Genomic DNA, 11,492 nt, shown 5'->3' on the forward strand with positions numbered 1-11,492 from the left:
GCGGGCCGTGGGCGCGCACTTCGTCGAGCAGTTCGGTGTGGCGGGGGTTGAGGTTCATCGGAGGTAGCGGAAAACGGGGCTACCCGAACATAACGGAATTCTTTTTGGCCTCGATCAGGGTAAATACCGAATAAAAACGAACATAAACGAACAATAAAATCCAGCAAACGAAATGCCATCCGATCATGGGTGTGCGGTTTTTCACGCTGGGAGTCGAATGCAGTTGTCTCTGGAGCAGGTGGGCAAGACCGTTGGGCCCGCCGTGCACCTTTATCCCCAAAGCCTGAGCCTGGTGAGCGGCGCAGTCACTGTGTTGCTGGGCGCCACGCAGGCCGGCAAGACCAGCCTGATGCGCGTGATGGCGGGCCTGGACGTGGCCACCACCGGCCGTGTGCTGGTGGACGGTGCGGACGTGACGCGCATGTCGGTGCGACAGCGCAACGTGGCCATGGTCTACCAGCAGTTCGTCAACTACCCGTCGATGACGGTGGCGCAGAACATCGCCTCGCCCATGCGCCTGCGGGGGGACCGCGATGTGGACCGAAAGGTGCGCGACATTGCTGCCCGCCTGCACATCGACATGTTCCTGGACCGCCTGCCGGCCGAGCTCTCGGGCGGGCAGCAGCAGCGCGTGGCGCTGGCGCGTGCGCTGGCAAAACAGGCACCACTGATGCTGTTCGACGAACCTTTGGTGAACCTGGACTACAAGCTGCGCGAAGAGCTGCGCCAGGAAATGCGCGAGCTGTTCAAAACCCGCCATACCATTGCCATTTACGCTACCACCGAGCCTAACGAGGCACTGGCACTGGGCGGCACCACCACCATTCTCCACGAAGGTCGGGTGATTCAGAGCGGCAAGACGGCCGAGGTCTACCACCGTCCAGAGCAGATGCTGGCAGCCGAACTGTTTTCCGAGCCGGCGATCAACCTGATGGACGGGCGGATCAGTGACACCGAGGTGAGTTTCGAGGACGTTGTGCACTTTCCGCTCAACCAGGACCTGCGCGTGCTGGGCGAGGGCGCTTACCGTTTCGGTGTGCGCCCCAGTCATATCGGTTTAGTGCCGTCCAACGACGATGACCTGGAGCTGGCCGTGACAGTGGAGCTGGCGGAAATCAGCGGCTCGGAAACGTTTCTACATGTGCGCAATGAGCATTTTGTGCTGGTGTTGCATCTGCCAGGGGTGCACGAGTACGACGTCGACGCCTCCATCCTGATCTATATCCCGACCCACAAGCTGTTCGTCTTTGACGCCCAAGGCCGGCTGGCCCAGGCGCCCAGCAGGCGTCTGGCGAGGAGCGCCTAATGGCCGAGATCCGTCTGCAGAACCTGGCGCACAGCTATAGCGCCACGCCAAAGGGCCCTGAGGATTATGCGATCCGGGCCATGACCCATGTCTGGGAGCAGGGCGGGGCCTATGCTCTGCTAGGCCCCTCGGGCTGCGGAAAGTCGACCCTGCTCAATATCATCTCCGGCCTGCTCAAACCTTCCGAAGGCCAGGTGCTGTTCGATCAGCGCGAGGTCAACGACTTGTCACCGCAGCTGCGCAATATCGCCCAGGTGTTCCAGTTTCCGGTGGTCTACGACACCATGTCGGTGTTCGACAACCTGGCCTTTCCGCTGCGCAATCAGGGTATGACCGAGGCCAAGATCCTCAGCAAGGTGCACGAGATCGCCGAGGTGCTGGAGTTGCATCCGTTGCTGCACAGACGGGCCAGCAACCTGACCGCCGACGAGAAACAGAAGGTTTCCATGGGCCGCGGCCTGGTGCGCGATGACGTGTCGGCGATCCTCTTCGACGAGCCGCTGACGGTTATCGATCCACACCTCAAGTGGAAGCTGCGGCGCAAGCTCAAACAGATTCACGAGCAGTTCAATATCACCATGGTCTATGTCACCCACGATCAGTTGGAGGCCTCCACCTTCGCCGACAAGATTGCGGTGATGTACGGCGGCCAGATCGTCCAGTTCGGCACCCCACGCGAGTTGTTCGAGCGACCCAGCCACACCTTTGTCGGCTATTTCATCGGCAGTCCCGGCATGAACCTGATCGAGGTGCAGGCCTGCCCCGGCGGCGTGCGCTTCGGCGACACCGTGCTGCCCCTGAGCGATGGCCTGAACCGTCGGCTCGCTGCTCTGACAGGTAAGTCCCTGAAGGTCGGCATCCGTCCGGAGTTTGTGCATGTCTGGGATGCCCCCAACGAAGACGCACTGTGCTGCGAGGTGAGCCACCTTGAGGACCTGGGCACCTACAAGATTCTCACCCTGAGCCTGGGTCAGCAGATCATCAAGGTGCGCTTGCAGGAGGACCATGCGGTACCGCAAAAACAGGCGCATATCAGCTTTCCAGCGCAGTGGCTGATGCTTTATGCCGATGAGTACCTGGTCGAAAGCGTCCAGCCGGAGGTGGTGGCATGAACAAGGTCTACAACAACAAGGCCTGGTGGCTGGTACTGCCGGTGTTTTTGCTGGTGGCCTTCAGCGCCATCGTGCCGATGATGACGGTGGTCAACTATTCAGTGCAGGACATCTTCGACCAGTCGACCCGTACCTTCGTCGGCTTCGAGTGGTACAAGCAGGTGCTGCAGGACACGCGGTTGCACGACTCACTGCTGCGCCAGTTCATCTTCTCCGGTTGCGTGCTGCTGATCGAGATACCCCTGGGGATAGCCATCGCCCTGACCATGCCGACCAAGGGTCGCTGGGCCTCGCTGATTCTGATCGTCATGGCCATTCCGCTGCTGATTCCCTGGAACGTGGTGGGGACCATTTGGCAGATATTCGGTCGCGCCGACATCGGCCTGCTGGGTTGGGGCCTGAACGAGCTGGGGATCGACTACAACTATGCGTCCAATACCCGTGATGCCTGGGTCACGGTACTGGTGATGGATGTCTGGCACTGGACCTCGCTGGTGGCGCTGCTGTGTTATTCGGGGCTGCGGGCGATTCCCGATGTGTACTACCAGGCCGCACGAATCGATCGCGCCTCGGCTTGGGCGGTGTTCCGGCATATCCAGCTGCCCAAGCTGAAAAGCGTGCTGCTGATCGCCGTGTTACTGCGCTTTATGGACAGTTTCATGATCTACACCGAGCCCTTCGTACTCACTGGCGGCGGGCCGGGCAATGCCACCACCTTCCTCAGTCAGACCCTGACGCAGATGGCCATCGGGCAGTTCGACCTGGGCCCGGCCGCAGCCTTCTCGCTGGTGTACTTCCTGATCATTCTGCTGGTGTCCTGGCTGTTCTATACCGCCATGACCCATGCCGACAAACAGCGCTGAGGAGTTGGTCATGACACTGCGTAAACAGATAGTGCTAGGACTGTACCTGCTGTTCCTGCTGGTACCGATCTACTGGCTGCTGAACATGTCGTTCAAGAGCAACACCGAGATTCTTGGCGGCCTGACGTTCTGGCCACGGGATTTTACCCTGGCCAATTACCGGGTGATCTTCACCGATCCCAGTTGGTATACGGGCTACCTCAACTCGCTGTACTACGTGTGCCTGAACACCATCATCTCCCTGGCAGTAGCTCTGCCGGCGGCCTATGCGTTCTCGCGTTACCGCTTTCTGGGCGATAAGCACTTGTTCTTCTGGCTGCTGACCAACCGCATGGCACCGCCAGCTGTGTTCCTGCTGCCGTTTTTTCAGCTTTACTCCTCAATCGGTCTGTTCGACACCCATATTGCCGTGGCCCTGGCCCATTGCCTGTTCAGCGTGCCGCTGGCGGTGTGGATCCTGGAAGGCTTTATGTCCGGGGTGCCGAAGGAAATCGACGAGACGGCCTACATCGACGGCTACAGTTTTCCGAAGTTCTTCGTGAAGATTTTTATCCCGCTGATCGGCTCCGGCATCGGCGTCACCGCCTTCTTCTGCTTTATGTTCTCGTGGGTCGAGTTGCTGCTGGCGCGCACCCTGACCTCGGTCAACGCCAAACCCATCGCGGCGGTGATGACCCGTACCGTGTCGGCCTCGGGTATCGACTGGGGAGTGCTGGCCGCTGCAGGGGTGCTGACTATCCTGCCGGGCATGCTGGTGATCTGGTTCGTTCGCAATCATGTGGCCAAGGGCTTTGCCCTCGGTCGCGTCTGAGGAGGTAAGACAATGGACTGGATGGCTTGGACCCTGCCCACGGCGCTGTTTTTCGGCGTCATTGCCCTGGTGCTGGTGAGCATGACGGTATGGGAGCTGCGCTCGCCCTGCGCCGAACGCCGGGGATTTTTGCCGATCACCACCACCCGTGGTGATCGGCTGTTTATCGGCCTGCTCGGTAGCGCCTACCTGCACCTACTGGTGGTGGGTGTGACTGATTGGCACAGCTGGACCGCCTCTCTGGTATCCGTGCTGTGGCTGGTTGCAGTAATGCGCTGGGGTTGAGCGATGCGCACGGCTTTTAACGGTTGTTGCAGCAAGGGTGTCGCGTGGTCTGCCGAACACCGATACCCATTTAAATCATCAAAGGAGATGTCTATGTTCAACAATAACAACAAGACCCGACATAGCACGGCACTGGCCGCCTTGTTGGCCCTGTCCGGGCTGAGTGGCGCTGCCTGGGCCGATGCCTATGAAGACGCCGCGAAGAAATGGGTAAGCGCCGAATTCGCCCCCTCAACCTTGACCCCCGAGCAACAGCTCGCCGAGTTGCAGTGGTTTATCAAGGCGGCCGAACCCTTCCGCGGCATGGAAATCAACGTCGCCTCGGAAACCATCGCCACCCACGAGTACGAGTCCAAGGTGCTGGCAAAAGCCTTTAGCGAAATCACCGGGATCAAGCTCAAGCACGACCTGATGCAGGAAGGCGATGTGGTCGAGAAGCTGCAAACCCAGATGCAGTCCGACAAGAACATCTACGACGGCTACATCAATGACTCCGATCTGATCGGCACCCACTTTCGCTACGGCAAGGCCGTGGCGATCAGCGACATGATCGCCGGCGACGGCAAGGACTTCACCTCGCCAACCCTCGATCTACCGGACTTTATCGGTCTTTCCTTTACCACTGGGCCGGACGGCAAGCTCTATCAGCTGCCTGACCAGCAGTTCGCTAACCTCTACTGGTTTCGCGCCGACTGGTTCGAGCGCCCGGAGCTTAAGGCCAAATTCAAGGAGCTCTATGGTTACGAGCTGGGCGTGCCGGTCAACTGGTCTGCCTATGAAGACATCGCCGAGTTCTTCTCGGAAAAGGTCAAGGAAATCGATGGCAAACGTATTTTCGGCCATATGGATTACGGCAAGAAGGACCCGTCCCTGGGGTGGCGCTTCACCGATGCCTGGTTCTCCATGGCCGGTGGCGGCGACAAGGGTCTGCCCAACGGTTTGCCGGTGGACGAGTGGGGCATTCGCGTCGATGGCTGCCGTCCAGTGGGTTCAAGCGTTTCCCGTGGCGGCGATACCAACGGCCCGGCAGCGGTCTATGCGACCACCAAATACGTCGACTGGATGCGCCAGTTCGCGCCGCCGGAAGCGCAGGGCATGACGTTCTCCGAGGCCGGCCCGGTGCCAGCTCAGGGCAGTATCGCCCAGCAAATATTCTGGTACACCGCCTTTACCGCCGACATGACCAAGCCCGGTCTGCCGGTAGTCAACGAAGACGGCACGCCTAAATGGCGTATGGCGCCGTCGCCCAAAGGCCCGTATTGGGAAGAAGGCATGAAGCTGGGCTATCAGGATGCGGGTTCCTGGACCTTCCTCAAGTCCACCCCCGATAAGCAGCGCCTGGCGGCCTGGCTCTACGCCCAGTTCGTCACCTCCAAGACCGTGTCGCTGAAGAAGACCCTGGTGGGATTAACGCCGATTCGCGAGTCGGACATCAATTCTCAAGCCATGACCGACGCCGCGCCAAATCTCGGCGGCCTGGTGGAGTTCTACCGCAGTCCTGCCCGGGAGCAGTGGACTCCTACAGGCACCAACGTACCGGACTACCCACGCCTGGCGCAGCTTTGGTGGCAATTCATCGCCGAGGCAGCCAGTGGCGACAAGACTCCACAGCAAGCGCTTGATGGTCTGGCGGCCGCACAGGACACCATGATGGGTCGCTTGGAGCGTTCGGGCGTGCAGGGCGATTGTGGGCCTAAGCTAAATGAGGCGCGTGATCCGCAATACTGGCTAGATCAGCCTGGAGCGCCTAAGCCGAAACTGGCTAACGAGAAGCCGAAAGGCGAAACCATCAATTACGAGGAGCTATTGAAATCCTGGGAGCAGGCGCGCAATTGAGGTGATCGATCGGTGACGAGAAGCTGTGTTGCCGGGTTGATGGGTATGTCGAGCGCCCCACGGTGCGCTCGATAACTAACGGCGCATAGGCATAAAAAACGGCACCCTCGGGTGCCGTTTTGTCTTGTGGTCGCTTTTATTGATGCAGGTGTTCCGCCGCATGCAGGGTATTTTCCAGCAGGCAAGCGCGGGTCATGGGGCCGACGCCGCCAGGTACCGGAGTGATCCAGCCGGCACGGGGCAGGGCGGCGTCATACTCGACGTCGCCAATCAGTTTGCCGTCCGCCTGGCGGTTGATCCCGACATCAATGACGATGGCGCCTGGCTTGACCCACTCGCCTTTGACCAGTCCTGGTTTACCTGCAGCCACCACCACAATGTCGGCCTGCGCCACATGGTTGGCCAGGTCCTTGGTGAAGCGATGAGTGATGGTGACGGTGCAGCCCGCCAGCAGTAACTCCATAGCCATAGGGCGGCCGACGATGTTCGAGGCACCAACTACCACGGCATGCAGGCCATAAAGATCCACGCCAGTGCTGTGCAGCAGAGTCATGATGCCTTTAGGTGTGCAGGGGCGCAGCAGCGGCATGCGCTGAGCCAGGCGGCCTATATTGTAGGGGTGGAAGCCGTCGACATCTTTGTCCGGACGGATGTGCTCCAGTAATAAAGAAGCATCCAGGTTTTCCGGCAGCGGCAACTGCACAAGAATGCCATCAATGCTCGGGTCATCGTTCAGTCGCTCGATCAGTGCCAGAAGCTCGCCTTGGCTGGTGCTGGCGCTGAGGTCATAGGCTTGGGAAACGAAGCCGACTTCTTCGCAGTCTTTGCGCTTGTGCGAGACGTAGACCTGAGAGGCAGGGTCGCTGCCGACCAGAATCACCGCGAGGCCGGGGGCGCGCAGGCCTTGCTGGCGCCGTTCGGCGACCCGTTTGGCGATCTGCTGGCGGAGGCTGGCGGCGATCGCTTTACCGTCGATCAGTTGTGCGGTCATTGCGCTTGGTTAACCATTACAAAGGGGTGAAAAAGAAGGCGCATTCTCGCATGGCGGAACCCCGGGGCAAAGGCGCACTCGAGGGTTTTCGCGTAACTCCTTTATATAACTCAATTTTTTTAGCTTTCCCTGTTGACGTGCTGGCGGCACCTCTATAACATTCGCCCCGCTTGTCGAGCACAGCCAGTCGCTGGGTAAGACGGAAAACGCAGAAGTCGTAAGGCCTCTGCTGAAGCCGAAAGCTTTAAATCTGCTTATGCAGATGGATAGGTGCCCGTAGCTCAGCTGGATAGAGCATCCGCCTTCTAAGCGGATGGTCGCAGGTTCGAGTCCTGCCGGGCGCGCCATTTGGCAGCTTTGGCACAAGTAAAAGCAATATGGTGGGCGTAGCTCAGTTGGTAGAGCGCAGGATTGTGACTCCTGTTGTCGTGGGTTCGATCCCCATCGTCCACCCCATATTAAGAAAGGCGCCAGGTCCAAAGCCTGGCGCTTTTGTTTGAAAGCCTTACCACGCGGACGTGGTGGAATTGGTAGACACACTGGATTTAGGTTCCAGCGCCGCAAGGTGTGAGAGTTCGAGTCTCTCCGTCCGCACCATCTTTTAGCTCCCTCCCGTTTGCCGCTAGCATCTAGGGTGACTTCTGCAAATTGACCCTCTAGAATGCATGCCCTTGATTCGGGGCCGGTAAACGGCCGGCCTATGTCTGTGCAACGAGGATTACCCATGCAAGTTTCTGTTGAAAGCACCTCTGCTCTTGAGCGTCGCATGACCGTCGGCGTCCCCGTCGAGCGCATCGAGACTGAAGTCAACAAGCGTCTGCAGCAGACTGCCCGCAAGGCTAAAGTTGCTGGCTTCCGTCCTGGCAAAGTACCGATGAGCGTCATTCGCCAGCGCTACGAAGACGCCGCTCGCCAGGAAGCCTTGGGCGATCTGATTCAGGCTACCTTCTACGAAGCCGTAGTTGAGCAGAAGCTCAATCCGGCAGGTTCTCCGGCCGTTGAGCCGAAAACCTTCGAGAAGGGCAAGGACCTGGAATACGTCGCAACTTTCGAAGTCTTCCCAGAATTTCAAGTGGCCGGTCTAGAGACGATTGCCATTGAGCGCTTTCAGGCTGACGTAGCTGATGCCGACCTCGACAATATGCTGGAAATTCTGCGCAAGCAGAACACCCGCTTCGAAGCAGTTGAGCGCGCGGCCGAAAATGGCGACCAGCTGAATATCGATTTCGTCGGCACAATCGACGGCGAAGCCTTCGCTGGCGGCTCTGCCACTGGCTCCCAGCTGGTCCTCGGCTCCGGTCGTATGATTCCTGGCTTTGAAGACGCCCTGGTTGGCGCCAAAGCGGGTGACGTGAAGGTCATCAATCCGGTCTTCCCGGAGGATTACCAGAACTTGGACCTGGCAGGTAAAACTGCTGAGTTCACCGTCACCGTGAACAGCATTTCCGCCCCTCAATTGCCTGCGCTGAATGACGAGTTTTTCGCTCAGTTCGGCGTCAATGAAGGTGGCTTGGAAGGCTTCCGCGCTGAAGTTCGCAAGAATATGGAGCGCGAGCTGCGTCAGGCTATCAAGTCCAAGGTGAAGAATCAGGTGATGGACGGCTTGCTGGCTGCCAATCCGATCGAAGTGCCAAAGTCCTTGATCGGCAACGAAGTCAACCGTCTGCGCGTGCAAGCCGTGCAACAGTTCGGCGGTAACATCAAGCCCGAGCAACTGCCGGCGGAGCTGTTCGAAGAACAAGCCAAGCGTCGCGTGGTGCTGGGTCTGATCGTTGCAGAGGTGGTCAAGCAGTTCGAACTCAAGCCTGACGACACCCGCGTGCGTGAAATGATTCAGGAAATGGCTTCGGCTTACCAAGAGCCTGAGCAGGTTGTAGCCTGGTACTACAAAAACGACCAGCAAATGAACGAAGTCCGTTCGGTTGTGCTGGAAGAGCAAGTTGTAGATACTGTTTTGCAGAAGGCTAACGTGACCGATAAATCGGTCTCTTACGAAGAAGCTGTCAAGCCGGTAGAAGCTCCGCAAGCCGACTGATTTCTTTACCTCGTTCGAGCACACCATAAGCCAGCCACCGTGCTGGCTTATGCGTATTTGATACATGACTGTTTAGGGAGCGAGTGCAAGAAATGTCCCGCAATCCTTTTATGCAACAAATGCCAGACATTCAAGCCGCTGGCGGCTTGGTGCCCATGGTCATCGAACAGACAGCCCGCGGTGAGCGTGCTTATGATATCTATTCGCGCCTGCTTAAGGAGCGCGTGATCTTCCTGATTGGTCCAGTCGAAGACTACATGGCCAACCTGGTAGCTGCGCAGCTGTTGTTCCTTGAGGCGGAGAACCCGGACAAGGATATTCATCTGTACATCAACTCGCCTGGGGGTTCAGTAACCGCCGGCATGTCGATCTACGACACCATGCAGTTCATTCGGCCAGATGTGTCGACTATCTGCATCGGTCAAGCGTGCAGTATGGGTGCCTTGCTGTTGACGGCGGGCGCTGCGGGCAAGCGTTTCTGCCTGCCGCATTCGCGGATGATGATCCATCAGCCATTAGGTGGTTTTCAGGGGCAGGCCTCGGATATCGAGATCCATGCCCGTGAAATTCTGACTATTCGTGATCGCCTGAACAATGTGCTGGCCAGTCATACCGGTCAGCCGCTGGATGTAATTGCCCGCGATACTGATCGCGACAATTTCATGAGCGGTGAAACGGCAGTTGCCTATGGCCTTATCGACAAGGTTCTCGATAAACGCCTGGCTTCCAGCTAATTATTGCTGATCGCGCGCGGCCGACATGCAGTCGGTCGCATTGCGGGCTTGAAAATGCTCGCATTTGCCTCCATCTTGTTTTTCAAGCCTATCGTATTGGATTGATCGAATGACTGACACCCGCAATGGCGAGGACAACGGCAAGCTGCTTTATTGCTCCTTCTGCGGCAAAAGCCAGCATGAAGTACGCAAATTGATTGCCGGCCCCTCGGTCTTTATCTGCGACGAGTGCGTCGACCTGTGCAACGACATCATCCGCGAGGAGGTGCAGGAAGCCCAGGCCGAAAGCAGCGCACACAAGCTGCCTGCGCCAAAGGAAATCAGCACCATCCTCGATCAGTATGTGATTGGTCAGGAGCGGGCTAAGAAAGTCCTGGCGGTGGCGGTATACAACCACTACAAGCGTCTTAATCAGCGCGAAAAGAAGGACGATGTCGAGCTTGGCAAGAGTAATATCCTGCTGATTGGTCCCACCGGTTCGGGTAAAACCCTGCTGGCAGAAACCCTGGCGCGCTTACTCAATGTTCCGTTCACTATCGCTGACGCTACCACGCTGACCGAAGCCGGTTATGTAGGTGAGGACGTCGAGAACATCATCCAGAAGCTGCTGCAGAAGTGCGATTACGATGTGGAGAAGGCCCAGATGGGCATTGTCTATATCGACGAAATCGACAAGATTTCGCGCAAGTCTGACAATCCTTCTATTACCCGCGATGTATCGGGCGAAGGTGTGCAGCAAGCCCTGTTGAAGCTGATCGAGGGCACTGTTGCCTCGGTTCCTCCGCAAGGGGGCCGCAAGCATCCTCAGCAGGAGTTCTTGCAGGTCGATACGCGCAATATTCTGTTTATTTGTGGTGGTGCTTTTTCCGGTTTGGAAAAAGTCATCCAGGGTCGCTCCACCAAGGGTGGTATCGGTTTCAATGCCGAGGTGCGCAGCAAGGATCTGGGTAAGAAAATCGGCGAGTCTCTGCGCGCCGTTGAGCCGGATGATTTGGTCAAGTTTGGCTTGATTCCGGAGTTCGTTGGCCGGCTGCCGGTTATCGCCACCCTCGACGAGCTGGACGAAGCTGCGCTCATGCAGATTCTGACTGAGCCGAAAAATGCGCTGACCAAGCAATACGCCAAGCTTTTCGAGATGGAAGGTGTCGACCTGGAGTTCCGTCCCGATGCACTGCGGTCTGTTGCACGCAAGGCTTTGGAACGGAAGACAGGCGCTCGTGGTTTGCGCTCGATCCTTGAGGGGATTCTGCTTGATACCATGTTCGAAATTCCCTCGCAGTCGGAAGTCAGCAAGGTTGTTATCGACGAGAGCGTGGTGGACGGTACGTCCAAGCCCTTGTTGATTTACGAGAACAACGAACCTGCTGCAAAGGCTGCACCTGACGCTTAGGTCTGCCTGTTACATGTTGAAAGCAAGGGGCCTGCGGGCCCCTTTGCTTTTGCTGTCGAAACGCTTGTTTTTTGCTGGGGCTGCCCCCATCTTAGGGTTAAGGGTTATCCCATCTATCTAAGGCCTGAC

10 protein-coding genes and 3 tRNA genes are annotated in these 11,492 nt (G+C 58.0%); 12 read left to right on the plus strand and 1 reads right to left on the minus strand.

The window, feature by feature from the left end:
- Window positions 1-217: 217 nt before the first annotated feature.
- From Q8K09_RS09155 to Q8K09_RS09180, 6 genes are all read left to right on the plus strand, one after another.
- Window positions 218-1,306 carry an ABC transporter ATP-binding protein gene (locus Q8K09_RS09155; protein ID WP_305254663.1) on the plus strand — a complete coding sequence of 363 codons (1,089 nt, stop codon included), beginning with the start codon at window positions 218-220 and terminating at the stop codon, window positions 1,304-1,306.
- Complete coding sequence (locus tag Q8K09_RS09160) at window positions 1,306-2,418, plus strand: ABC transporter ATP-binding protein (RefSeq protein ID WP_305254664.1); 1,113 nt, start codon at window positions 1,306-1,308, stop codon at window positions 2,416-2,418. Before Q8K09_RS09155 ends, Q8K09_RS09160 begins: the two co-directional genes overlap by 1 nt.
- Complete coding sequence (locus Q8K09_RS09165; RefSeq protein WP_305254665.1) at window positions 2,415-3,281, plus strand: carbohydrate ABC transporter permease; 867 nt, start codon at window positions 2,415-2,417, stop codon at window positions 3,279-3,281. Before Q8K09_RS09160 ends, Q8K09_RS09165 begins: the two co-directional genes overlap by 4 nt.
- A 10-nt stretch (window positions 3,282-3,291) precedes the next feature.
- Complete coding sequence (locus tag Q8K09_RS09170; RefSeq protein WP_305254666.1) at window positions 3,292-4,092, plus strand: carbohydrate ABC transporter permease; 801 nt, start codon at window positions 3,292-3,294, stop codon at window positions 4,090-4,092.
- Window positions 4,093-4,104: 12 nt separating this feature from the next.
- Window positions 4,105-4,377, plus strand: coding sequence for a DUF2160 domain-containing protein (locus Q8K09_RS09175; RefSeq protein WP_305254667.1), 273 nt, complete (start codon window positions 4,105-4,107; stop codon window positions 4,375-4,377).
- A 93-nt stretch (window positions 4,378-4,470) separates the two neighbouring features.
- The gene (locus Q8K09_RS09180) at window positions 4,471-6,213 is read left to right on the plus strand and encodes an ABC transporter substrate-binding protein (RefSeq protein WP_305254668.1); all 1,743 of its coding nucleotides are present in this window, start codon (window positions 4,471-4,473) and stop codon (window positions 6,211-6,213) included.
- A gap of 136 nt (window positions 6,214-6,349) precedes the next feature.
- On the opposite strand, the gene folD is transcribed toward Q8K09_RS09180, so the two are convergent.
- Window positions 6,350-7,204, minus strand: coding sequence for a bifunctional methylenetetrahydrofolate dehydrogenase/methenyltetrahydrofolate cyclohydrolase FolD (gene folD, locus Q8K09_RS09185; RefSeq protein WP_305254669.1), 855 nt, complete (start codon window positions 7,202-7,204; stop codon window positions 6,350-6,352).
- 270 nt (window positions 7,205-7,474) lie between these two features.
- Here folD and Q8K09_RS09190 point away from each other — a divergent pair.
- From Q8K09_RS09190 to clpX, 6 genes are all read left to right on the plus strand, one after another.
- Window positions 7,475-7,551 (plus strand) — tRNA-Arg (locus Q8K09_RS09190).
- Window positions 7,552-7,584: 33 nt separating this feature from the next.
- A tRNA-His gene (locus Q8K09_RS09195) sits at window positions 7,585-7,660 on the plus strand.
- Between the two features lie 56 nt (window positions 7,661-7,716).
- A tRNA-Leu gene (locus Q8K09_RS09200) sits at window positions 7,717-7,801 on the plus strand.
- Window positions 7,802-7,928: 127 nt separating this feature from the next.
- The gene (gene tig, locus Q8K09_RS09205; protein ID WP_305254670.1) at window positions 7,929-9,239 is read left to right on the plus strand and encodes a trigger factor; all 1,311 of its coding nucleotides are present in this window, start codon (window positions 7,929-7,931) and stop codon (window positions 9,237-9,239) included.
- Window positions 9,240-9,331: 92 nt separating this feature from the next.
- Window positions 9,332-9,973, plus strand: coding sequence for an ATP-dependent Clp endopeptidase proteolytic subunit ClpP (gene clpP / locus Q8K09_RS09210; protein ID WP_238041199.1), 642 nt, complete (start codon window positions 9,332-9,334; stop codon window positions 9,971-9,973).
- A 109-nt stretch (window positions 9,974-10,082) separates the two neighbouring features.
- Entirely contained in the window at window positions 10,083-11,363 is a 1,281-nt protein-coding gene (gene clpX, locus Q8K09_RS09215) for an ATP-dependent Clp protease ATP-binding subunit ClpX (RefSeq protein ID WP_305254671.1), read from the plus strand.
- Window positions 11,364-11,492 lie beyond the last annotated feature (129 nt).

Origin of the sequence: Pseudomonas sp., from assembly GCF_030683065.1 — a bacterium.
Lineage (GTDB): Bacteria > Pseudomonadota > Gammaproteobacteria > Pseudomonadales > Pseudomonadaceae > Aquipseudomonas.

What these genes read in the sequence shown, in the direction of transcription:
- Q8K09_RS09155 (WP_305254663.1), top strand. Translation starts at nt 218, where the DNA reads ATGCAGTTGTCTCTGGAGCAGGTGGGCAAGACCGTTGGGCCCGCCGTG.
- Q8K09_RS09160 (WP_305254664.1), top strand. Translation starts at nt 1,306, where the DNA reads ATGGCCGAGATCCGTCTGCAGAACCTGGCGCACAGCTATAGCGCCACG.
- Q8K09_RS09165 (WP_305254665.1), top strand. Translation starts at nt 2,415, where the DNA reads ATGAACAAGGTCTACAACAACAAGGCCTGGTGGCTGGTACTGCCGGTG.
- Q8K09_RS09170 (WP_305254666.1), top strand. Translation starts at nt 3,292, where the DNA reads ATGACACTGCGTAAACAGATAGTGCTAGGACTGTACCTGCTGTTCCTG.
- Q8K09_RS09175 (WP_305254667.1), top strand. Translation starts at nt 4,105, where the DNA reads ATGGACTGGATGGCTTGGACCCTGCCCACGGCGCTGTTTTTCGGCGTC.
- Q8K09_RS09180 (WP_305254668.1), top strand. Translation starts at nt 4,471, where the DNA reads ATGTTCAACAATAACAACAAGACCCGACATAGCACGGCACTGGCCGCC.
- folD (WP_305254669.1), bottom strand. Translation starts at nt 7,204, where the DNA reads ATGACCGCACAACTGATCGACGGTAAAGCGATCGCCGCCAGCCTCCGC.
- tig (WP_305254670.1), top strand. Translation starts at nt 7,929, where the DNA reads ATGCAAGTTTCTGTTGAAAGCACCTCTGCTCTTGAGCGTCGCATGACC.
- clpP (WP_238041199.1), top strand. Translation starts at nt 9,332, where the DNA reads ATGTCCCGCAATCCTTTTATGCAACAAATGCCAGACATTCAAGCCGCT.
- clpX (WP_305254671.1), top strand. Translation starts at nt 10,083, where the DNA reads ATGACTGACACCCGCAATGGCGAGGACAACGGCAAGCTGCTTTATTGC.